The organism is Rhodanobacteraceae bacterium (assembly GCA_024234055.1).
GTDB lineage: Bacteria > Pseudomonadota > Gammaproteobacteria > Xanthomonadales > SZUA-5 > JADKFD01.
The window spans coordinates 21,159-42,540 of the sequence record JACKOW010000009.1 but is presented as its reverse complement, the minus strand read 5'-3'; the positions used below and the strand labels follow the sequence as shown (position 1 = coordinate 42,540).

Genomic DNA, 21,382 nt, shown 5'->3' with positions numbered 1-21,382 from the left:
CGTACGCACGATTATCACGCTGCAGGCGATGCGTGGCGCGGCCCCGGCGCGCGCGGATCTACCGTCGAGCGAAGCGCAGATTCACGCTGACGGCCGCGACGGGCCCTGCCGGGCGCCGCGCGCTCGGTGACCCTCCGGCTCAGACGGACCCTGCCGGAGCGCGGACCCGGCCTACAAGGGAAGATCTGGGCCACGTAGACCGCTTTACGACCAACGTGACCTGCATTCATGGCGGCCTACAATGGTGGACCGTGATTGACGAAGGAGAATCAGGTCATGAGCAAGAAGCTGCTGCTGGTGGACTACGAGAACGTCCAGCAGGTGGACCTGAGCCGATTGGACGACAGCTACGAGGTCATCATCTTCGTCGGCGCCACCCAGAAGAGCGTGCCGATCGAGCTGGTGACGCAGGCACAGAAGCTGGGACAGCGGGTGGACTGGCATCGGGTCGACGCGGTCGGCAGCAATGCGCTGGACTTCCACATCGCCTGCCACCTGGGCCGGGTCATCGAGCGCTCGCCACAGCAGCAATGCCTGGTGCTGAGCAAGGACAAGGGCTTCGATCCGCTGTTGCGCCATCTGAACAAGGAAGGCCTGAAGTGCCGGCGGCTCAACAGTCTGCTGGAGCTGGATCCGAAGACCGCGCCGCCGACCGAAGACGCCAACACCAAGCGCGTGATCGAACTGCTCGGCAAGACCGACAAGAAGGGCCGCCCGCGCAAATTGAAGACCCTGACGCAGACCGTAGCCGCCTTCTTCCAGAAGAAGATTCCGCCCGAGGAAGTCAGCCGCATCATCGACACGCTGTTTGCCAACAAGCTGATCTCCGAGACCAACGGCAACGTCAGCTACGATTTTTGAGCGGGGCACGAGGCACGAGGCACGGGGCACGGGGCACGGGGCACGGGGCACGGGGCACGGGGCACGGGGCACGGGGCACGGGGCACGGGGCACGGGGCACGGGAAAAGGCTACGGGCTTCGGGCTCTGGTAGGTCCAGACTTGTCTGGACGCTCTTGGCAACGTGCTGGGGAAGCGCAACAGCCACTTCGACGCGGGCTCTTGATTCTACGTGCCCTCTTGCCCTCGTGCCCTCAGCCCTGACACCGAACCGCTCACCCCGTCCCACGTCTCCGGGCCGCGGGCCACCAGCGCAACACCATCAACACGGCAAAGACCGCGGCAAAAATGATCGGCCAGGTCAGGTCAGCCTTGACCAACCAGGCGTAATGCAGCAGCACCAGCACACCGATCAGGTAGACCGCGCGATGCAGCTGGCCCCAGCGGCGACCGAGGCGGCGCATCATGCCGCGGGTGGACGTGATTGCCAGCGGCAGCAGCAGCAGCCAGGCGGAAAATCCGACGGTGATGTAGGGGCGTTTGACGATGTCGGCCCACAGATGCGAGAGGTCAAAACCCAGATCCAGCGCCGCATAAACGCCAAGGTGCAGACTGGCATAGAAGAAGGCAAACAGTCCCAGCAGCCGGCGCAGGCGTATCCACGGCGCCCAGCCGCTGAGCCGCCGCAGCGGCGTCATGGCCAGGGAGGCGCCCAGACAATACGCAGCCCAGTCACCGGTCTGATGGGTGAGATAGGCGATGGGATCGGCGCCGAGCGCATTCGGCTCACGACCGCTCTGCACCAGGAACATCAGCCAGACCAAGCGCAGCGCCGGGGCCAGCAGCAGCGGCCACAGCGCGCATTTGATCCAGACCACCCGATCGATAGCCTTGAAGGGCGTCGCGTTCAATACAGCGTCTTCGGATCCATGCCCTGATACAGGTGCGCCACCTGCTCGGCATAGCCATTGAAGGGCAAGGTCGGAATCCGCGCATTGAACAGCGAGCGGCCTTCAGCCAGACGACGCTCGCTGGCCTGACTCCAGCGCGGATGGTCGACCTCGGGATTGACGTTGGCATAGAAGCCGTACTCGTCGGGCGCCAGCGATTTCCAGGTGGTCAACGGCTCGCTCTCGAGGAAGCGGATGGCAACAATGGCCTTGATGCCCTTGAAGCCGTACTTCCACGGCACCACCAGCCGCAGCGGCGCACCGTTGGCATTCGGCAGCTCGCGTCCATACATCCCGGTGACCAGCAGCGGCAAGGGATTGAGCGCCTCGTCCAGACGCAAGCCTTCCCGATAGGGCCAGTTGAGCACCGCCTGCCGTTGCCCGGGCATGCGTGCCGGGTCGTACAGGGTCTCGAAAGCCACGTAGCGTGCGGCGCTGGTGGGCTTGAGCGCCTCGATGACCTTGGCCAGAGGCACGCCCAGCCAGGGAATCACCATCGACCAGGCTTCCACGCAGCGCATGCGGTAGACGCGCTCCTCCCGAAAAGCCGGCTTGACCAGATCATCCAGATCGAATGTGCCGGTGCGCTCGGCCAGACCCGAAACCTCGACCGTCCACGGACGTGGCTTGAAGTTCTTCGCGTTCTTCGCCGGATCGGACTTGTCGGTGCCGAACTCGTAGTAGTTGTTGTAGGTGGAAGCCTGCTCGAAGCTGGTCTGCGCTTCGTTGGTATCGAAGGGGCCCAGCGGCGCCTTGGGCGTCGCATCCGCGGCGGCCGTCGTTGCGCCGGAATCCGCCGAACCACAGCCGGCCAACAGCCCAAGGCTGCCCATGCCGAGGAGTCCCAGCAATTCGCGACGCCGGCGGTATACGCCTTCAGGCGTGATTTCCGAAGCGGCCATGGGTGGTGGTCTGCGGATGAGCATGGGGTGACCTTGTGCGGCAGTGATCGTCTGGACTGGACCGGACCGGACGCAGGCTTGCGATCTTACGCGCGCCACGGGAACATGCGCTGTGCGGCTGGCTGCTGCCATCGGAGACCTGACATGACTGCAAGCCCCCATGTCCCACTGAGCGGCGGCTGTGGCTGCCGCTTTCTGCGGTATCAGCTCGAATCCCCACCCTTGATCGTGCACTGCTGTCATTGCCGCTGGTGCCAGCGCGAGAGCGGTAGCGCCTTTGCCTTGAATGCCGTCATCGAGACCACCCGGATCACCCTGCTCCGCGCCGCACCCGAATGGGTCGATACGCCGTCGGCCAGCGGCAGGGGCCAGCGCATCGCCCGCTGCCCGCAGTGCCGCATCGCGGTCTGGAGTCATTATGCAGGTGCCGGCGACGCACTCAGTTTCGTGCGCGTTGGCACCCTGGACGATCCTGATCAGGCGCCTCCGGATGTGCACATCTACACCGAGTCAAAACAGCCCTGGGTGCTGCTGGCGGAGGGTGTACCGACCTTCGCCCAATACTATCAAGCCCGCGAAGTCTGGCCAGAACAGAGTCTGCGGCGTCGGGAAGATGCCGTGGCCCCGGCCTCCAAGTGAAGGCGCGGGCTTGCCAAGAACACCATCCACCATCAGGAGTTCGGGTCATGCATGGCAATACGCGGTCGGCGGCGCTCTGGTTGGGAATCGTGTCACTTGTCTGCAGCGCTGCGGCGGGAGCGCAAGCCGCAGACCACTGTGCCTTCGAATGCACGCTCAAACGCCATCTGGATGCCATCCAGGCGCGTGATTTCCAGGCCTTCGAGGCTACGCTGACACGCGGCCCGCGACTGAGCTTCATTCTGCCCAACGGCAAGTATTTCGACGATGCGGGCGCCTATCGCGAGATGCTCAAGGCCTGGTTCGACGAGACCGGCTGGACATTCAATTACCGCACCGTGGCCATCGAGCAGACCGCAGACATGGGCCATGCCCTGTTGCTGGTCAGCTACGACGAGGCCGATCGCGGCGGCCAGCCCTACCATGCCGATCACTACCTGTCCCTGCTGTTCAGGCGTGAAGGCGACGGCTGGTTTCTGGTCCATGATCAGAACACCGGCACGGAGCTCGAATCAGGCAAGGCTGCGCCAGCCGAAACAACCAGCGCCAAGGAGCAAGCGCCATGAACCGACTGCTGATCCTGCTCGTCGCGCTGTTGCTGCCGCTGTGCCTGACTGCCGAAGAACCGAAACTGGATCCTGCTGCGCTGCAGCATTCGGTGGCACAACTGCGCAATGCCATCGGCCGCTGGGAGGTGCAGACCGAATTCCTCAATGAAGACGGCAGCGTGGCCAAGGCTGTTGATGGCAGCTACGAATTCGAATGGGTGGTGCCCGACCGTGTGGTTCGCGGCCGCAACGAAATTCCCGAGATGAAGCAGGCCTCGGGTATCCTTTTCTACATCAACGAGGCTGCCGCCATCATCGAGATGGCGGCGGTGGGACGTGACGGCAAGCTCTGGGTGATGACCGGGCCGCTGGGCAGCGAAGAGCGACTGTCGCAGGTGTACGCCACTGCCGACGGTGGCATGGGCCAGCTGCGCTTCACCCGCTTCAACATCGAGGATGACCGCTTCGAATCGCGCATGGAATACACCGACGATGGCGGCAAGAGCTGGAAGCCCGGCAACCACCAGGTGTTCAAGCGGGCTGCTAATGTAGCGTCATCGAAACCACGAGATCCGGACCTTGATTGATCCAGCCGCAGAGCAGGCCAACGAGTCGGCCATCGACGACACACCGCCCCGCATCCAGGAAGACCGACTCTGGGCCGACAAGGGTTGGACCGCCAAGGTCCTCAAGAACGAGGATGACGAAGGCTGGGCCGTCGCCATGACCCCCGACGGCGAGTCCGAGCCGGCTCTGGTGGGCCCCTGGACCATGGGTCGCGACAAGAAGAATCCCAAACCGCTGGATGCCAACGCCTTCGCCACGCTGGTCAAGACCGCCTCGGAAGTGATCATGCGCCACGAGCAACAGGCGCACGCGGCGCTGCACAAGAGCACCAAGGTCGCCGTCAAGAACGGGCGCGTCAAGGTGCTGCTGGATATCGTGCCCGACGAGGACGAACCCTACGCCGAACTGAGCGCCGTCGATGATGACGGCGAGGAACTGGCGCGACAGCGCGTCGCCGCCAGTTTCCGCTTCAACCACGACGTCGCCAGCGCCTGGGTGGCGGCTGGATACCCGAAGCTGGAGCAGTCGTAGGCGCGCCCCTTAGGTTACCTGTCGGTGCGCCCATCTGAGCTCAGCTGGGCTTCACGGCACACCTGAGGGAGGCCCGGTCGCCCCAGTCGGTGCGCTTATTCGCGCATCAAACTGACGGCGATCCCGGGGGTCCATTTTTTGTCCGCAAAGGACGCAAAGGACGCGAAGATTTCAAAGCTTGGCCGGCTAGGCGCGATCTCTGGCGACACCGCCAGCCGACATCTTGGAACCGCTCTACTTTGCGTCCTTTGCGTCCTTTGCGGAAAATGTTTTGATTCAGCTACTTGCGGAATTTTTGGTGAGAGAGCCGATTCATCCGCGATCCTTGGCCGGATTGGCGGAGCTTATCGCGGGCAAAGCCCGCTCCCACAGGTGAGGCCCGCGACTGGTACGCGGATCGGCGGTCGCGACGCAAGGTCGCTCCACAGCTCGTTCACCGAAACCCGGCCGCCTTGCCTACGTCGTTGACGTGATCGATCAACTCATAGCAGAGCACGATGGCGCGCTCATCAGAGCTCCAGAAGGCGTTGGCCTTGCCGCAGTCCTGAGCCACGAGACGCACCACCGGCTTGCCTTGAGGGTATTTGAACTGGCGCAGCAGGCCCTGCAACTGCTCCAGCAACTTCAGCTCGCGAGCGCGGGCCGCGGCGCTGATGGTGCGCACCGACTCGGGCTGCAGATAGTTCACTGGCGCCAGAAAGCCATCGAATTGCTGCGCCTGGGTCACCGCCTGCGCGCGCAGATAGGCCGACCAGGACGCAGCGTTGCTGTCCGCCTCGGCTATGCACTTCTCGCGCCGTTCCGGCGGCAAGCCGACGCGCGCCGCCAGCGGTTCCATGATCTGCGGATCGGCGCCGTACAGCAGGCACGCAATCTGGAAGCCACGCTGCTCATCCATGCCGTGCTCATCCCACCACGGCAGCTGTTCGCGCTTGAGACCACTCTGCTGGCCTGAGGCCATCCACCATTCGACGGCGGCGACGGCGTCGGTCCCGTTCTCGGCGCCATCGGGCGACATCCACCAGGTCGCAAATCGGTCAGCGGCATCCTCTTCGCGGCCCAGCACCGGAATCTGGTACAGATCGACCAGCCCGTGCCCCAGTTCATGCAGCATGACAAAGCGCAGCGTGCCACTGACAAACTGATTCAGTGTGGTGCTCTGTTTGAACATCGCTTGCGGCGGCGCCAGGCGTATCGACTCGGCTGCCGAATGCAGCGGAAGGGTCGCCAGCAGCCCGAACAGGTACAGGCGCAGTCGAGTGGACATCATTGCTGGAGGCTCCGTGCTCGCCATCGGAATGAGGGCCGTTCGCGGAAGTCTGCGGTATTCAGTGACTCAGGAGAACCCGCAGCCGCGCCCCGCCGTCCCGGCACCTGCCATGTTCATGGCATTCGCCTGCCCACCCAGATGTCTAGGCTGATCTGACCCGGCCACCTGGGTCGTACCCGCCCTGACGAGATCTGGAAGACATGCACCCCACTCGAACATACATTGCGCACCTCCTGGCGCTGGCTCTGACCGGGCTGGCATCGACCGCGGCATTCGCCGACACCGATGGCGTGCCCTCACTCCAGCTCACACCGACAACCCTCAACTTTGGCGATGTCACGGTGGGCAACAGCAGTGCCGCGGCCACCCTGACCGTCCAGGGCAATCCGGGCAACCGCGGCTTTGATCAACTGGCCAATGTCAGCATCACCCTGCCCTCGGGCTGGCTGCGCAGCGGTGGCACCTGCCCCAGCGCCGGCGCGGCGCCCAATCCGTGCACCATCGGCGTGGTGTTCTCACCGCAGCTTGTGGGGGTGCAGAACGGCAATGCTCAGGTCAGTGCCTCGGTTTACGGCAGCAATCCAATCACGAGTACCGCTGCGCTGACGGGTACCGGCCTGCCCTCGGCCGCCGTGCCGGCGCCGAGTCTGGACCGCCTTGGATTGCTCACCCTGATTGGCTTGACGCTGGCCATCGGCATGGCCGTGGTACGGCGCCCGCATTGATTGACCCTTTGACGCAGCAGCCCGGCCCGCGCCTTGCGGGTCGGTTTTTTTTGCCCAATCAGACACAAGAAAAGGGCCCGACCCGCCTTGCGCGGATCGGGCCCTTCTTCATCACAGCATCAGAACTTGACGGCAGCCTTGGCGTACCAGAAGCGACCCGGCAGGTCGTAGTTGGAAGCGTCGTAGCCGTTCAACGAGCAGGTCAGACAGGTCGGCGCGTCCTTGTCGAAGACGTTGTTGACACCGGCCGTCAGGGTGGCCGCCAGGAAGTCCTCCGGCAGACGCCAGCTCAGCTGCAGATCGTTGTAGGTGGTGCCGCCGAGGCGATTGATCGACAGGCTGTCGTCGTTCGCATTCGGGTCTGAACACAATCCCAGGCTGGTGAAGCTGTTGGGCGTACCATCGAGGAAGTCGCTGCAGCTTTCTTCCAGCTTGGACGTGTAGCGCATGGTCCAGGCTGCACTGACCGAACCCAGCGTCCAGCCCAGCTGCAGATTGCTGCTCCAGCGCGGAATGCCGCTGTCGTTGAGTTCACGCCCCACTTCGCGCGGCTCGACCAGTCCACCTGCGCCCACGGCCTCGTAGTCGTTGACGATGGTGTTGCGCCAGGCCACGGTGAAATCACCCATGTCCGATTCCGGCAGCGTCCAGTAGAAGTTGACATCGACGCCATCGGTGTCGATGCGACCGAGGTTGGTCAGACGGTTCTGGAAACCGGCGATGTTGCCGGTCTGGTTGCGGACGATGCCGTTGCAATAGGTGTCGTCCAGCGTGCCCACGCACAGATCCAGCTGGGTCTGCGCATCCAGGGCCTGGATCGCGCCCTTGAGCTTGTGCTTGTACCAGGTCAGTTCCACATCAAAGCGCCGTGACCAGCCGGTGTTCTCGGCCCAGGCTGGGCTGTAGACGAAGCCCAGCGTGGTGCTGTCGGCGGTTTCCGGCTCCAGCTCATCATTGCCACCGGTGACCACCGAGATCTGCGGGTTGGGCTGCTGATAGTTGGCCGGAACACCCAATGCCTGACAGTTGGCGACGATGTTGGCCGGAACGCCGCTGTTGCTGCCATAACCCGAGCAGGGATCGTTCAGCACTGCATCGAAACGCGAGGCCGAGCCGAACAACTCGCCGATGGACGGCGCCCGGAAACCTTCGGCAAAGCTGCCACGGATGGTGAAGTCGTCATTGACCTGCCAGCGCATGCCGAGCTTGCCGGTGCTCTCGCCGCCAAAGGTGGAGTAGTCGGAGTAGCGGCCTGCCAGGCTGAAATCCAGGGCCTTGGCGAAGGCCGTGTCGGACAGTACCGGGATCGCCAATTCGGCGTAGTACTCGTTGACATCGTACTTGCCGCTGGTCGGCAGCGAGGGCACGCCATTGCTTTCGCCCGACACGGTCACGGCATCGGGCTGGAAGAAGCCGTCCTGCTCGCGGTGTTCGTAGCCTGCCGCAAAAGCCAGCGCGCCGGCTGGCAGATCGAACAGATCGCCGGAGATATTGGCCGAGATCATCTCCAGGTTGTTGGCGCTGCGATCCACGCCCACGTACTGGATGTAGCTCAGCATTTCCGGGGTGATGGTGCCGGGACCGCCGAAGAAGTCCAGCGGCACGCAGGGCGCGGTGCACTGCGATACCGGCCCCAGCGCACGGGCGATTCGGGCGATGTTGTAGCTGCCGTAGAAGACCTGTTCGGCTTTGTTCTCGCTGTTGACGTAGTTCAGGTCCCAGAACAGACCATTGCCCACATCCAGACTGCCTTCCAGACCGGTCGAGATGTACCAGGTATCGACATCCTGCTGGTAGATGCGCGGACCGCCTTCGATCGGGCGGCGACCGATGAAGATGAAGTTGCTGTTGGCGTCGAGGGTGAAGCCGAAAGGATTGAAGGGATTGGTGCGATCGATCGAAATGGTGTCGGCCAGCCCACCAGTACCGGCACCCGGGCCGACGAAGATCGGTTCCGGTGCAGCCTGGTTGGTCGACTCACGTGTGTTGTACAGGGTCTTCAGATACCAGGTGGTGTTGTCGGTGAGTTCCACCCGCACCTGACCGAACAGACCGGTGCGCTTGCTCGGCGTCAGCAGCAGGTTGAACTGCGAGAAGTTGAAGCGATCGGCACCCGTGAAATCCTGGAAGCCGCCAGAGGCCGGGTTGGCCGGATTGTAGACCGGACGACCGCTGAGCCCGTTGGTCAGGGTCAGATCGAGCTCGTTGTTGGTGTTCGGATCAACAAAGATGAAGCGGCCGCGCGGCGTGGCCGAGCTGCCGCGGGTGACGCCGGTACCCGGCACCGGAAAGCTCGATTGCTCGCGGTCACGCGACAGGATCTCTTTCTGGTCGTAGCGGCTCGCGGAGATGAAGAAACTGGCGCGGTCGGTGCTGCCGCCGTAGGAGACATCGCCGCTGGCAGTTTCGCCATCACCTTCGTCCCACTGGCCGTAGTAGAGGTTGACCAGTCCACCTTCCAGGTCGCGGCGGGTGATCACGTTGACCACACCGGCAATGGCGTCCGAGCCATAGATCGACGAGGCGCCGTCTTCCAGCACTTCGATACGCTCGACGATGCTGAGCGGAATGGTGTTCAGATCGACCGCCGGACTGACGCCCGAGGCCGAAGACTCGTTGACCCAGCGGATGCCATCGACCAGTACCAGCACGCGCTTGGCGCCGAGGTGACGCAGATCGACCGTGGTCGAACCCGCACCCACGCCGCTGCCATCGGGCGGATAGCCGAAATTGCCGCTGGAATTGAATTTGGTGTTGAGCGAGGAGCCACTGCCGGACAGCTGCTGCAGCACGTCGCCGATGCTCTGCAAGCCACTGGTTTCGAGCTGTTCGCGGGTAATCACATTCACCGGCGTCGCTTCGGCCACCTCGGCCTTCTTGATGCGTGAACCGGTCACATCGATGCGCTGCATGGTCTGCTCATCCTGAGCCACGGCGGCGGCGCCGAAGCCCATGAGTGCCAATGCCAATGCGCGTACGACGAGCCGCGTGCGCGGCTGGCGAGTCTTGAACGACATATCGCGATCCCTCTTGTTCGAGTTCTGGTGGTGTGGTGTCGCCAGTTCCCCCGACTGGCGCGCGCTGAATCTAACGACAATTTGACACAATTGACACCATTACTTCATGCACGCACGAAGGTCTTGAAGGGCGGGAATTCGGAGCGGCAGGGGAGTGTCGCAGTCGGCGCTGGCAAAGCGCTGATTCGCCCACCAAACAGGGGGCGATCTCGGGGTTTCATTTTCTTGTCCGCAAAGGACGCAAAGGTCGCGAAGAATTCAAATCATGGTGGGCTGCGCGGCAATCTCTGGCTACACCACCGGCTGACAACTTGGAATCGCTCTACTTTGCGTCCTTTGCGTCCTTTGCGGAAGATGTTGTTATTGAGGCACTTGCGGCACATTTGGTCGGGGCCAGCAAGCCCCCGGCCTTGACCGCTACTCCAGACCGTCGGCGAACATCAGCCCGCCCTTGAGCTCGCTCCAGTGCTGCAGCAGCGCAGTCAATGCCTGGGGCGTCGCTGTGGATGCCGGCTGTCCGGCCTGGCCATTGCGATTGATGCCATGGCAGCCGTCACAGGTGCGGATTTCGCCCGGCTGCAGCGTCAGCCAGAAGCGCTCGCGCACCACCGGCGTGCCGTCGGGCGCGGTGGTCTGCCAGCTCAGCGCACGCTGCGTGGGCACGAAGATCGCCGTGGAGCCGTCGGCGAAGATCGGGGAGGAGCCCTCCGGACCCGTGGCATTGGGCAGGTTGTGACTCAAGGCCGCGGCTTCGTGCAAGAAGCGCGGAACCACGCGGCGACCCGGGTTGGGGGTGCTGGTGCCGCCGATGCCGCGCACCTGATCGCCCTGCACCAGCTGGAAGTGGGCGATGTCGTAGAGGGTGCCGGCAGCGCCCACGGTCTGCACGCCACCTGGCACCCTCAGGTTGTAGGGCTGCTGCTGGTCGGCGTCGTCCCGGAAGGTGTTGTTGCGGACCACGATCAGCCCGAGGTTCTGCGCTCGCAGAAACTGTCTGAAGGTCGATTCCGCCACCGCCGCATTGGCAAAAGCCTGCTGCTCGGGGTTGGCCAGTGGTGCCGCCAGAACCGGGCTCGGCGCTGTCTGGGCGCGCACTTCCACCGGGCTCAGTTCCCACAGCTCGCCGCTGTAGCTGACCATCTGATCCGGATTCCACCAGTTGACGTTCTTGTTGATGCCCGAGGTGAGACTGGCTCCCGCGGTCTGGAAACCACCGCTGCCGGTCGTCATCAACTTCAGGCGGAAACGATAGTTCGGGATCGGCGCCGTGGCGGTACCGAGGTTGGCCAGTTCGTTCTGCTCGGTGGTGTGGGCGACCACGATGCTGCCGTCGCTGAGCACGATCGGATTGCGATAGTGCCCGGAGTGATCCGGCGCCGGCGTGGTGCCGAAAGTGCTGCGCGGCGTCAGGTATTCGATGACCACATCGTCCGGATTGACCGATGGCCCGGCCACCAGACGTACCAGCTGGCCCGAAGCATGCGTGGCAAACTCTGGAGCATCGATACCCACGTAACGGCCGGGCTGGGTGGGGTCCTCGGCGATCTGGAACAGGTTCTCGATATCGTTGGGATTGGTGCGTCCTGACACTGCGGAGATGAACTCCGTGAGGTTGGGATCGGTGGCGAAACTGCGATCAAAGTACTCATGCAGCTCATGCCGGCCGAGATGGTTCAGCAGCTCGGCCTGGGTGCCGTCCTGCGCCAGCTGCCAGGGGAAGAAATTGTTGAAACGATGGCCATTGACCGGCGCACCGGGCGGCGCCACCCGCGGCTCGGGAAAGTCCTCGGTGATGCCGACCGCCAGCGGCGCGTTGGCCGCTTCGCTCAGCCAGTCGAAGTTGCCAAAGGGATTGCCGGCCTGATCGGCCTGCTGATCGCGCTGCAGATGATCCCAGCGGGTGAACAGCAAGCGGCCGAAACTGTCGACGATCGGATCGAAGTCGCCCGAGGGCGAATGATCCAGCAGCTTGAGATCGCCGGTCGCCGGATTCAATCGCCACAGGCCGGTCACGGTGGCGGTCGATTCGTACTCGTCATGCTGCGGATACAGGTGCGCAGCGCCGTTGCGCGGCCTGTCCGAGGCGAACACCAGGGTGCCGTCGGACAGATAGGCCGGCATCACGTTGTTGTACTGGCTCGGCTGATTGGGGACCAGCGTGATCGACACCGTCTGGCCCTGGCCGAAACCGGTGATCTCGTACAGCTGCCAGCGATAACTCTGCACCACGAACTGCTGCGGCGGCGAACCGACGACCATCGAGAACACCGCCTTGGTGCCGTTCCAGTGCACGGCCGGATCGCGCACGGCAATGGCATTGGCACCCTGAAAGCCGCTCATGCCGAAACCGGCCACGGCGGTCAGATTGCGCAGGCTGCCGTCACCGTAGCGGATCCACAGATCGCCACCCCGGTAGACCGATGCCGGGCTGGCCAGATGATTGGCAAAGGTCGACCCGACGGTGGCAAAGTCGACGGGCACCGGGACCTGGGTGACAAACAGGATCGGATTCGGGGTGGACTGGGCGCAGGCAGCGTGGGCGGTCCAGATCAGGGTCAGCGGCAACAGCAGCGAAGCGCGCATGGCGGGCACCAGATATCGGCCGGGAAGGCATGCTAGTCCACGCAATCTGGCACGAAACCGGGTCGCGTCCGCGGTTCGGCGAGTTCACAAACTGCACACTTTCCGACAAACGGTAGGTCCGTTGCGCTGTTGTTCTCCGTTCTTGCTGTCCATGAGCGCCCCTGAACCGCTCAGCCGGCGCAGATCAGCCCAAAGGCGGCACGCCGGCCCCTACAACTGCCGATCGGAATTTGTCGATGACCCGCTTGACCCCATTCGCCCTACTGCTGATGAGCCTGACCATGACCGCAAACGCCCAGGATCCCGCCAGCGCCGATAGCTTCGAGCGCGAAGCCTTGAAGGCCCTCAAGGCCGCCCATGCCGCCAAGAAGAGCGTGTATCTGCACGTCGGTGGCCAGACCATCGGCGGCGCCGTGACCGCCATCGGTCCGGACGTGGTGATCCTGCGCAACCGCGAGCACGAAACCATCATCGTCCGCCGCGAGCGCATTGATGCGGTTGAGGCGGATTGATTTCTGATTGAGGGCGAAAACCGGGAAGTGGCGCGGTTCGTAGCGAGAAGCCGGTCGCAAAGGACGCAAAGGAAAAGCAGAGAGAACGCGAAGAAGAGCGATCAGAACGTCGGGCCGCGCTGACAGGTCAGCCGTCGGAGCGAAACCAATATTGGCCGGACACTGCCCGCAAGCAAGAAGTCGGCATCATTGCGAGCCACCTGTATCGCCCCGACACTGCCCACGGGCCATGAACCCTGGCAGGTACGACGCGGCTTTGAGGAGGGACGCGCGCCTGCGCGGCCGCTCTTGATCTCCGCTCAGCGCAAAGCGGCGCCGCAGCGCGGCGCCCTCCACAAGAGCGACCCGATATCCCCGGCGCCCGGCGCTGGAATGCGGTTCATGGAGAGCGCAGCGAAGCAATCCAGGAGTGTGCGGCGCTACCCTGGATTGCTTCGTCGCTGCGCTCCTCGCAATGACGCATCAACAACTTACGATATAGGTTCATGGAGAGCCACCTGTAGGAGAGCCGTTGCGGCGCGACCGTTGCTTCGGCGTGCCGCTTGGCGGTCGCGACGCGAGGTCGCTCCTACAGGCAGCTTGTGGTTCCTGGCCCATGGGCAGTGTCGGGCCGAAACAGGTGGCTCGCAATAACGCCGTGTTGTCGTCGGACCGGCCCGGACGCTATCGCCTCGATGTCCGCAAAGCGTCCAGGCAAGTCTGGACCTGCAACAGCACCGAAGCCCCCAGCCTTTCCCGTGCCCCCTGCCCCGTGCCCCGTCAAGGACACTGGATCGGCGCCGGCTCGGCCTTGCCGCCGAGGCCCGGAATCATCGCCGACAGCCGTTGCGGGCTGCCGTCGATGCGCCAGTCGTAGAGCACGCTGAAGGCCAGCACGCGGGCGATGTATTCGCGGGTTTCCTTGTAGGGCACGGTTTCCACCCACAGGTCCCAGGGCGGCAGTGGCTCGCCGATCCAGCGCTTCACGGCGCCGATGCCGGCGTTGTAGGCGCCGGTGGCCAGCACCGCGTTGCCGTCGAGATTACCCATGCGCAGACTGAGATAGGTGGTGCCCAGGCGAATGTTGTGGGCTGGATCGGTCAACGGGGCCGAACGGATGCCCAGTGATTTGGTCACGGCCGCGGCGGTCTGCGGCATCAGCTGCATCAGGCCGCGCGCGCCCACCGGTGATCGGGCATTCGCATTCCACGCGCTTTCGGCACGGATCAGACCGTAGACCCAGGCCGGCGGCAAGCCGGTGCGCCTCGATTCCTGGACCACCGTATCGGTGTACAGCAGCGGAAAGCGGGCCTCGTACTGGCGCATCAGCGTGTCGGTATTCAGCGTGAAGATCGCCCATTCGTTCTGACCTTCGCGGCTGGCGATCAGACCGGCTTCCCGGCGCTGCTGCGGATCCAGCTGCGGCAGCTGCCAGAACCATTCCGAGCGGGCCCTATCGATCTCGCCGAGTGCCGCCCACTCCAGCGCGCGACGCACACCGCCCAGGGCCAGCACCTCCAGCGCCCGGTCGCCGTCGAGCAGACCATCGGCTGGGCAGATGGCGTACGGTGCGCCGATGCGATCGGCTGCCAGGAAAGCGTGGAAATTGGCCTCGGTGGCGGCGGCCTGGAAGTCGGCTTTGGCCTCTTCGGCCCGATCCAGCAACTCGAGTACACGACCCCGGGTGTAGCGCCAGTTCGACTTGGCTGCCAGTGTGGCCGACATGCCGTCCAGGGCCGCCAGCGCCTCGGTCCATTCCAGCCGCCGCAGGTGATAACGCACCTGCCATTCGCGCAGATTGTCATCGAACCCTGCGGCCGGCACCCGTGCCAGCAGGGCCTTGGCCTCCGGCAGGCGCTCGACCGCCGCATAGCGGGCGATCTCGGCCTCGATGCGCAGCTTCTGCGCGGCATCGAAAGGCAGGCTCTTCGCCAGGATCTGGTAACGGGATTGGGCTCCGAGCGCGCTCTTGCGTGCCGACTGTGTCAGCGCCAGCGTGGCGGCCTCGGCGCTGTCGGCATTGGCTGGCCATTTGCCGGCCTGGTTCAGCGCCACCGAGGCTTCGGCCCGGGCCAGGATCCTGCGTTGCGCGCCGGGCTGTTCAGTCTTGGGCAAATCGTTGCTGAGCACCCTTGCCAGACCGGTCTGACCTGCAGCGATGGCCTGCTCTACACGCGCCCGCACGCGCTCGGGCGTCAGCAGCTTCCGGGCGCGCATCCAGGTCAGCATCGGCCGACAGTCAGCCCGATCCTTGTCCAGGGTCGCATACAGGCCAAGCGCTTCGGCCTCGGCATCGCCGGCAGCCTTGGTGGCACGCCTGGCGCTGAAGGCATGGCAGCGCAGATCGACCGAGGCCAGGTCCTCGCGGTAAATCGCCAGAAACTCCTGGTGCCGATTGTTGCGACCATAGTGCTCCAGCATCTGGGCGCGCAGCCGGTGTCCGGGCAAGGTGTCGCCGTAGTCCTTCAGATACTGTTCGATCTCGGCAAAGGTGGCCTTTCCCGGAATCCTGCGCAGACGTTCGTAGGGCAAATAGGGATAAAGCGGATAGTCTTCCAGCCCCGGCACGCGAGCGCTGGCGTCCGAGCCGGTCTGGGCGATGCGCCAGGCCACCTGAAACTGCGCGCGCTGCTCGGCCAGATCTGCCGCAAGCACCCCCTTGGACAACAGCAGCAACAGCAGCAACAGCACGATCGAACAGATACAACGCAAGAGACCACTCCAGAGGGCATGAAGCCGATGGCATGCAGGCCATGCGGCGAGATCGCATCGTAGACCGCTACCAGTCTACAAGCACTTGCAAGCCATTCCTGAGACTTGAGCTGAACAAAGGCGCGCATCACGATGATCGAAACCCTGATCTTGATGGCGATTGGCGCAGTGGCCGGCGTGATGGCCGGTCTGCTCGGCATCGGCGGCGGCCTGATCGTGGTGCCGGCATTGGCCTTCTGGCTGCCAGCGACCGGGATTCCGGCCGACGTGGCTCTGCATGCGGCCATCGCCACCTCGCTGGCCAGCATCAGTGTTACCGCCGCTGCCAGCGCCTGGGCGCACCATCGGCGCGGCGGCGTCGACGCCCGGGCACTGGCCTGGCTGACACCGGGGCTGATCCTCGGCAGCGGCGGCGGCGCGCTGGTGGTTGCCGGCATCTCGCGCAGCTCACTGACGGTGTTTGTCGCCAGTTTCTGTCTGCTGGCCGCCTGGCAGATCGCGCGGCCGCGAGCCGAACAGCTGGCAACCCTGCCCGAGCGGCCGATGCCCAGCGCCTGGCTTGCGCCGGGCGGGCTGGTGATCGGCGCAGTATCGGCCGCAGTGGGCATCGGCGGCGGCTCGCTGACGGTGCCGCTGCTCTACCGCCTGGGAGCGCCGCTGCGCAAGGCCATCGGCACTTCGGCAGCCGCCGGTTTTCCGATCGCGCTGGCCGGCACCGTCGGCTACTGCTTTGCCGACACCCCGGCGGCGCTGTCACGCTGGGCCATCGGTCTGGTCGACCTGAAGCTGGCGCTGGCGATCGCTTCGCTCAGCATCCTGACCGCCCCGCTCGGCGCCGCGCTGGCCCACCGGCTGCCGGTGGCACGCCTCAAGCAGATCTTCGCACTCTGGCTGCTGGTGGTCGCCGGCCTGCTCGTCTATCGATTGAGTCGGGGCTGAGATCCCGGGGCTGGCCGATCAGAACTGCGCCAGCGCCGCCTTGCACAAGGCCCCGTCGCGATTGTCCTTGCAGGCCGCCCGCATGGCCTCACAGCCTGCCGTGCCCATGGCCTTGCCGACGCCCTTGACGGCATCAGCCATGGCCTTTTCCAGATCACTGCTGCCGCCAGAGGCCGATTTGTCCATCTCGGCGCTGACCTGCCGCAGACACTTCTGGATAGGCCACCTCCACCGGGTCGCGGGTGAACCACCACACGGCAACCGCGACGGCGATGATGACGACGATCCACTTGCCCATTGCGAAGATCTCCAAGGTTCGATGGTCGCAATTGCTTGTGAAGATCTCCGCTGCTCTCGCTGGGCTTGCGTTCTGGGGATGCAGTCCCGCAAGCTCGGTAACAGCCTCGTACACCGCAGCTCTCGTAGAGCGGAGCTTGCTCCGCTGCTTCTGCTTTGCTTGTGCTTCTTGCCCTTGATCCAAAGAGCCGCAACCCCTGCCGAGCAAGCTCGGCACTACAACAGCCTCGTACACCGCAGCTCTGGTAGACCGGAGCTTGCTCCGCTGCTTCTGCTTTGCTTGTGCCTTCTGCTCTTGATCCAGAGACCCGCACACCCTGCCGAGCAAGCTCGGCACTACAACAGCCTCGTACACCGCAGCTCTGGTAGAGCGGAGCTTGCTCCGCTGCTTCTGCTTTGCTTGTGCTTCTTGCCCTTGATCCAAAGAGCCGCACACCCTGCCGGGCAGGCTCGGCACTACAACGGCCGCGGACGCGGCAGGTTGCCGAGAAAGCGTCCAGACAAGTCCGGACCTACAAAGACCGCACGCGGCCGCGTCACTGCTCCCAGCGTACCCGCAGTCCGGGCCACAACGCGGCCAGTCTGGCGCTTTCGACCAGTCCGACGGCCGCCAGCAGCTCCTTGCCTTCGAACAGCAAGGGCACGCGCTCGCGCTGCCAGGGCGGTACCCCGAGTTCCTGGAACAGCAGTCGCAGATCGCGGCGGTGTGGCTTGCCAGCCGGGCGCAGGCGCTCGCCGCCGCGACGCCAGCGCACCTGTGCGGCGGTCGGTGCCGCTGCCTCGCGATCCTGCGGATCCAGCAGCAACAGCCTGCCGAGGTCGGCGGGCAAATCCAGACGGCTGGCACCGACGGACCATTCCAGTTCGACGGCAGGCGCGGCGAGCGTGTCCGATTGCCGCAGCAAGTAGAGGTCATCGCGGAAGCGGCGGAACTCATGGCCCTGCCAGCGCAGGATCGGGCTCGCGTCGATCTGAGCCAGCAGCACCTCCTGGCGCAGGCGCTGCAACTCGTGGAATCCGGGCGGCGCCACCTGCAGCTGCCGGGCGAAACGGCGCAGCGTGGCCCCGAACAGTGCCTCGCCCAGATCCAGCAGCGGGCTGATGCGCAGCCGTCGTTCGCTCCATTCGGCGTGCGATTCAAGCACCGCCTCAGCGCTGGCCTCAAGCTCGTCGCTGGCCGAGGCCGCATGCCGAGCCAATCGAGTCAGCCGCTCGGCCAGCGCCGGAAAGCGGCCGTCCAGCAGCGGCCAGACACTCTGCCGCAGGAAGGATCGGTCGTGGCGCAGATCGTGGTTGGCCGGATCTTCGATCCAGCGCAGACCCAACGCTTCGGCGGCAAGCTGCAACTGCTGACGGGCGTGGGTCAGCCACGGTCGCGCCAGCCAGCCATGACCGCAGGCCCGCAGCGCACGCATGGCCCCCAGGCCATCGACGGAGGTGCCGCGCAGCATGCGCAGCAGCAGGGTTTCAGCCTGATCCTCGCGGTGGTGCGCCAGCAGCAAGACAGCATCGGCGCTCAACACCTGTGCAAAGACCGCATGACGCGCTTCCCGGGCCGCGGCCTCCAGACCCTGTCCGCGCGGATCGACTTGCACACGGTGGACCTCGCAGGGCACTTCCAAGGCGAGCGCCTGCTCCTGTACCTGATCAGCCCAAAGATCGGCGTCGGGATGCAGACCGTGATGGACGTGCACGGCGCTCAAGCCGCGCGCCCGCGCCAGTGCGCTTCGCGCAGCGCAGGCCAGCAGCGTCGAGGAATCCATGCCGCCACTCAGGGCAATCCAGACCGGCGCCTTCGGCAAGGGCAGCAGTGACTGCTCGATGGCATGGATCAATGCCGCAACGGTATCCGTGCCAGTGGCGGTCAAGGCACGGCGCCTGGACGGCGAGAACGACGGAGACTATTCGGCGCGCTGCGAGCCATAGCCGCGCAAACGCCGGTAGCGGGCTTCCACCAGGCTGCCGGCCTCGATGCGCTCCAGGCCGTCGAGTTGGCGCAACAGATGATCCTTCAATGTTGCTGCCATCGCCGCCGTGTCGCGGTGGGCGCCGCCCAGCGGCTCGTCGATCACCTGATCGACCAGTCCCAGTTGCAGCAGACGCGTGGAAGTGATGCCCAGGGCGTCAGCCGCTTCGCGGGCGCGATCGGAACTCTTCCACAGGATCGAGGCGCAACCTTCGGGCGAGATCACCGAGTAGATGGCGTACTCCAGCATCAGCGTGCGATCGCCCACGCCAATGGCCAGCGCGCCGCCGGAACCGCCTTCGCCGATGACCGTGCAGATGATCGGCACCCGCAGATCCGACATGATCTCCAGGCTCTTGGCGATGGCCTCGGACTGGCCACGTTCCTCGGCGCCGACGCCGGGATAGGCGCCCATGGTGTCGATGAAGGTCAGCACCGGCAGGCCGAAGCGCTCGGCCATCTGCAGCAGGCGCTGGGCCTTGCGATAGCCTTCAGGCCGAGGCATACCGAAGTTGCGGCGCACCTTTTCCTTGGTGTCGCGGCCCTTTTCCTGGCCGATGAACATCACCGGCCGGCCACCGATACGGGCCAGACCACCAATGATGGCCGGGTCATCGGCGTAGTGCCGGTCACCCTTGAGCTCGTGGAACTCGTCGAAGACCAGCGGCAGATAGTCGAGCGTGTGCGGACGCAGCGGATGACGCGCCAGCTGCGCGATCTGCCAGGGCGAGAGATTGGCAAAGATGGCCTGGGTCTTGGCCCGGCACTTGTCCTTGAGCTTGCCGATCTCCTCCTCGATGTTCATTGCGTTGCCCTGACTGGCGTAACGCAATTCCTGGATCTTGGCTTCCAGTTCGGCGATCGGCTGTTCGAAGTCGAGGAAGGCTGGATTCATCGGCAGGAGGGCTTCAGTGAGCTGGACAGGATAACACCGAGGCACGCCGGGGCGTCTGGACGGGGGCGTACGGTGGGTTCGGGACTCGGGACTCGGGACTCGGGACTCGGGACTCGGGACTCGGGAAAGGCTAAGGGCTTCGAGCTCTTGTAGGTCCAGACTTGTCTGGACCTACAAGAGCCAGGAGCGGGTATCGCTGCGAGCAAGCGGTATCGGCCAAATACAGCCCCCAGGCCCATGAACCTGTCTGACTCCGACATAGGCCGAGGGTGCCGCGCAGCGGACCCCCGGCGCTCTTGGGAAATGCGGGTGCCGGCAAGCCGTCGCGGACAGAGTCCGCTCCCACAGTTGGCACGCAGCCTTGCAGCACGTCGGAGCTACGGCTCTTTCCGACACCAACACCAAGCACCGACACCAGCTTTCTGACGACCAGCAACCAGCAACCAGCAACGATTGTCAGCCCAGCAAGGCCTTGACCCGCGCGCTGACCAGCTGCATGTCGGCGCGGCCGGCGGCCTTGGCCTTCATCGCCGCCATGACCTTGCCCATGTCGCGGGCCGTGGTGGCGCCGGTTTCGGTCATCGCTTCGCGGATCAGGGCGTCGAGATCGGCGTCGGACAGCCGCGCCGGCATGTATTCGTCGATGACGACGACCTCCGCCTTCTCCTTGTCGGCCAGATCCTGGCGCCCGGCGGCCTCGAACTGCTGGATCGAATCGCGGCGCTGCTTCAGCATCTTCTCGAGCACGGCCAGCACCTCGGCATCACCCAGTTCCAGACGCTCGCCTTCGGCACGGCTGTCGATCTCGACCTGCTTGATCGCCGAAGTGATCAGTCGCAGCGTCGCCAGACGCTCCTTGTCGCCGCCCTTCATCGCGGCCTTGACGTCATCCATCAATCGGGCTTTGAGGCTCATGTCGGTTCTCTCTCCTAGCAGTCAGTCATTTATGTGTCGCCGATTGAATATCCTTGATGCGTCGTTGCGAGCCACCTGTTTCGGCCCGACACTGCCCACGGGCCGTGAACCACAAGTTGCCCGTAGGAGCGACCTCGCGTCGCGACCGGCAAGGCGCAGGTCCGCAGCGGTGGTCGCGCCGCAAGGGCGCTCCTACAGGTGGACGAAGCCGGCGCTTCTCGACCCACCACAAACGCAAAAAGCCACCGACGGGCATCCCGTCGGCGGCATTCGGAGTATCCTGATTCGCGGCAGGCGATGGGCGCCTGCCAGCAGACATCAATACATCCGCTGACGCTTCGTCACATCGCGCGAGACGCGACGCAGGTTACGCTTGACCGCGGCGGCGAGCTTGCGCTTGCGCTCCTGGGTCGGCTTTTCGTAGAACTCGCGGCGGCGGACTTCACTCAACACACCGGCCTTCTCGCACGAGCGCTTGAAGCGGCGCAGGGCAAACTCAAAGGGTTCGTTTTCGCGGACTTTAACGTTGGGCATGGACACTCCGTAGTGGTACTGGCTGGCGCTCGGCGCCTAGCGAGCCCACAATCATAACCCGA

General features: G+C 64.6%; 20 protein-coding genes. 8 read left to right on the top strand and 12 right to left on the bottom strand.

Annotated features, from left to right (window positions below; translation table 11 throughout):
- Positions 1–276 precede the first annotated feature (276 nt).
- Positions 277–861, top strand: coding sequence for a hypothetical protein (locus H7A19_14805; GenBank protein ID MCP5476099.1), 585 nt, complete (start codon positions 277–279; stop codon positions 859–861).
- Between the two features lie 253 nt (positions 862–1,114).
- Here H7A19_14805 and H7A19_14800 read toward each other — a convergent pair whose 3' ends face one another.
- The gene (locus tag H7A19_14800; GenBank protein MCP5476098.1) at positions 1,115–1,651 is read right to left on the bottom strand and encodes a sulfoxide reductase heme-binding subunit YedZ; all 537 of its coding nucleotides are present in this window, start codon (positions 1,649–1,651) and stop codon (positions 1,115–1,117) included.
- Between the two features lie 95 nt (positions 1,652–1,746).
- On the bottom strand, positions 1,747–2,715 hold the full coding sequence (gene msrP / locus H7A19_14795) for a protein-methionine-sulfoxide reductase catalytic subunit MsrP (protein MCP5476097.1): 969 nt from the start codon (positions 2,713–2,715) through the stop codon (positions 1,747–1,749).
- A gap of 120 nt (positions 2,716–2,835) precedes the next feature.
- On the opposite strand from msrP, the gene H7A19_14790 reads away from it, so the two are divergent.
- Genes H7A19_14790 through H7A19_14775 form a run of 4 tightly spaced genes read left to right on the top strand, consistent with a single transcriptional unit; the run spans position 2,836 to position 4,976 of the window.
- On the top strand, positions 2,836–3,330 hold the full coding sequence (locus H7A19_14790; protein ID MCP5476096.1) for a GFA family protein: 495 nt from the start codon (positions 2,836–2,838) through the stop codon (positions 3,328–3,330).
- A gap of 47 nt (positions 3,331–3,377) precedes the next feature.
- Positions 3,378–3,896 carry a nuclear transport factor 2 family protein gene (locus H7A19_14785; protein MCP5476095.1) on the top strand — a complete coding sequence of 173 codons (519 nt, stop codon included), beginning with the start codon at positions 3,378–3,380 and terminating at the stop codon, positions 3,894–3,896.
- Entirely contained in the window at positions 3,893–4,465 is a 573-nt protein-coding gene (locus H7A19_14780; protein MCP5476094.1) for a hypothetical protein, read from the top strand. Before H7A19_14785 ends, H7A19_14780 begins: the two co-directional genes overlap by 4 nt.
- Before the next feature lie 31 nt (positions 4,466–4,496).
- Entirely contained in the window at positions 4,497–4,976 is a 480-nt protein-coding gene (locus H7A19_14775) for a hypothetical protein (protein MCP5476093.1), read from the top strand.
- Positions 4,977–5,409: 433 nt separating this feature from the next.
- Here H7A19_14775 and H7A19_14770 read toward each other — a convergent pair whose 3' ends face one another.
- Positions 5,410–6,246: a hypothetical protein gene (locus tag H7A19_14770; GenBank protein ID MCP5476092.1), complete on the bottom strand. Its 837-nt coding sequence runs from the start codon at positions 6,244–6,246 to the stop codon at positions 5,410–5,412.
- Positions 6,247–6,446: 200 nt separating this feature from the next.
- Here H7A19_14770 and H7A19_14765 point away from each other — a divergent pair, with 200 nt between their 5' ends.
- Entirely contained in the window at positions 6,447–6,971 is a 525-nt protein-coding gene (locus H7A19_14765) for a choice-of-anchor D domain-containing protein (protein ID MCP5476091.1), read from the top strand.
- A 119-nt stretch (positions 6,972–7,090) separates the two neighbouring features.
- Here H7A19_14765 and H7A19_14760 read toward each other — a convergent pair whose 3' ends face one another.
- Positions 7,091–9,988, bottom strand: a complete 2,898-nt coding sequence (locus H7A19_14760; GenBank protein ID MCP5476090.1) for a TonB-dependent receptor — start codon at positions 9,986–9,988, stop codon at positions 7,091–7,093.
- A 417-nt stretch (positions 9,989–10,405) separates the two neighbouring features.
- A complete protein-coding gene (locus H7A19_14755; protein ID MCP5476089.1) occupies positions 10,406–12,571 on the bottom strand; it encodes a PD40 domain-containing protein in 2,166 nt (721 codons plus the stop codon).
- A gap of 236 nt (positions 12,572–12,807) precedes the next feature.
- Here H7A19_14755 and H7A19_14750 point away from each other — a divergent pair, with 236 nt between their 5' ends.
- A complete protein-coding gene (locus H7A19_14750; protein ID MCP5476088.1) occupies positions 12,808–13,083 on the top strand; it encodes a hypothetical protein in 276 nt (91 codons plus the stop codon).
- Positions 13,084–13,842: 759 nt separating this feature from the next.
- Here the strand turns inward: H7A19_14750 and H7A19_14745 are convergent.
- Positions 13,843–15,774: a lytic transglycosylase domain-containing protein gene (locus tag H7A19_14745; GenBank protein ID MCP5476087.1), complete on the bottom strand. Its 1,932-nt coding sequence runs from the start codon at positions 15,772–15,774 to the stop codon at positions 13,843–13,845.
- Between the two features lie 132 nt (positions 15,775–15,906).
- Here H7A19_14745 and H7A19_14740 point away from each other — a divergent pair, with 132 nt between their 5' ends.
- Complete coding sequence (locus tag H7A19_14740; GenBank protein MCP5476086.1) at positions 15,907–16,713, top strand: sulfite exporter TauE/SafE family protein; 807 nt, start codon at positions 15,907–15,909, stop codon at positions 16,711–16,713.
- Positions 16,714–16,731: 18 nt separating this feature from the next.
- On the opposite strand, the gene H7A19_14735 is transcribed toward H7A19_14740, so the two are convergent.
- From H7A19_14735 to rpsU, 6 genes are all read right to left on the bottom strand, one after another.
- A complete protein-coding gene (locus H7A19_14735) occupies positions 16,732–16,899 on the bottom strand; it encodes a hypothetical protein (GenBank protein ID MCP5476085.1) in 168 nt (55 codons plus the stop codon).
- The gene (locus H7A19_14730; GenBank protein MCP5476084.1) at positions 16,868–17,011 is read right to left on the bottom strand and encodes a hypothetical protein; all 144 of its coding nucleotides are present in this window, start codon (positions 17,009–17,011) and stop codon (positions 16,868–16,870) included. Before H7A19_14730 ends, H7A19_14735 begins: the two co-directional genes overlap by 32 nt.
- A 535-nt stretch (positions 17,012–17,546) precedes the next feature.
- Positions 17,547–18,878 (bottom strand): tRNA lysidine(34) synthetase TilS, encoded by a 1,332-nt coding sequence (gene tilS / locus H7A19_14725; protein MCP5476083.1) that lies wholly within the window; start codon positions 18,876–18,878, stop codon positions 17,547–17,549.
- A gap of 33 nt (positions 18,879–18,911) precedes the next feature.
- Complete coding sequence (locus H7A19_14720) at positions 18,912–19,871, bottom strand: acetyl-CoA carboxylase carboxyltransferase subunit alpha (protein MCP5476082.1); 960 nt, start codon at positions 19,869–19,871, stop codon at positions 18,912–18,914.
- Positions 19,872–20,327: 456 nt separating this feature from the next.
- Positions 20,328–20,786: a GatB/YqeY domain-containing protein gene (locus H7A19_14715; protein ID MCP5476081.1), complete on the bottom strand. Its 459-nt coding sequence runs from the start codon at positions 20,784–20,786 to the stop codon at positions 20,328–20,330.
- Between the two features lie 318 nt (positions 20,787–21,104).
- The gene (gene rpsU / locus H7A19_14710; GenBank protein MCP5476080.1) at positions 21,105–21,320 is read right to left on the bottom strand and encodes a 30S ribosomal protein S21; all 216 of its coding nucleotides are present in this window, start codon (positions 21,318–21,320) and stop codon (positions 21,105–21,107) included.
- Between the last annotated feature and the right edge of the window lie 62 nt (positions 21,321–21,382).

Coding starts and splice junctions, on each gene's coding strand:
- H7A19_14805 (MCP5476099.1), top strand. CDS start 277: ATGAGCAAGAAGCTGCTGCTGGTGGACTACGAGAACGTCCAGCAGGTG.
- H7A19_14800 (MCP5476098.1), bottom strand. CDS start 1,651: ATGTTCCTGGTGCAGAGCGGTCGTGAGCCGAATGCGCTCGGCGCCGAT.
- msrP (MCP5476097.1), bottom strand. CDS start 2,715: ATGCTCATCCGCAGACCACCACCCATGGCCGCTTCGGAAATCACGCCT.
- H7A19_14790 (MCP5476096.1), top strand. CDS start 2,836: ATGACTGCAAGCCCCCATGTCCCACTGAGCGGCGGCTGTGGCTGCCGC.
- H7A19_14785 (MCP5476095.1), top strand. CDS start 3,378: ATGCATGGCAATACGCGGTCGGCGGCGCTCTGGTTGGGAATCGTGTCA.
- H7A19_14780 (MCP5476094.1), top strand. CDS start 3,893: ATGAACCGACTGCTGATCCTGCTCGTCGCGCTGTTGCTGCCGCTGTGC.
- H7A19_14770 (MCP5476092.1), bottom strand. CDS start 6,246: ATGATGTCCACTCGACTGCGCCTGTACCTGTTCGGGCTGCTGGCGACC.
- H7A19_14765 (MCP5476091.1), top strand. CDS start 6,447: ATGCACCCCACTCGAACATACATTGCGCACCTCCTGGCGCTGGCTCTG.
- H7A19_14760 (MCP5476090.1), bottom strand. CDS start 9,988: ATGTCGTTCAAGACTCGCCAGCCGCGCACGCGGCTCGTCGTACGCGCA.
- H7A19_14755 (MCP5476089.1), bottom strand. CDS start 12,571: ATGCGCGCTTCGCTGCTGTTGCCGCTGACCCTGATCTGGACCGCCCAC.
- H7A19_14750 (MCP5476088.1), top strand. CDS start 12,808: ATGACCCGCTTGACCCCATTCGCCCTACTGCTGATGAGCCTGACCATG.
- H7A19_14740 (MCP5476086.1), top strand. CDS start 15,907: ATGATCGAAACCCTGATCTTGATGGCGATTGGCGCAGTGGCCGGCGTG.
- H7A19_14735 (MCP5476085.1), bottom strand. CDS start 16,899: ATGGACAAATCGGCCTCTGGCGGCAGCAGTGATCTGGAAAAGGCCATG.
- H7A19_14730 (MCP5476084.1), bottom strand. CDS start 17,011: ATGGGCAAGTGGATCGTCGTCATCATCGCCGTCGCGGTTGCCGTGTGG.
- H7A19_14720 (MCP5476082.1), bottom strand. CDS start 19,871: ATGAATCCAGCCTTCCTCGACTTCGAACAGCCGATCGCCGAACTGGAA.
- H7A19_14715 (MCP5476081.1), bottom strand. CDS start 20,786: ATGAGCCTCAAAGCCCGATTGATGGATGACGTCAAGGCCGCGATGAAG.
- rpsU (MCP5476080.1), bottom strand. CDS start 21,320: ATGCCCAACGTTAAAGTCCGCGAAAACGAACCCTTTGAGTTTGCCCTG.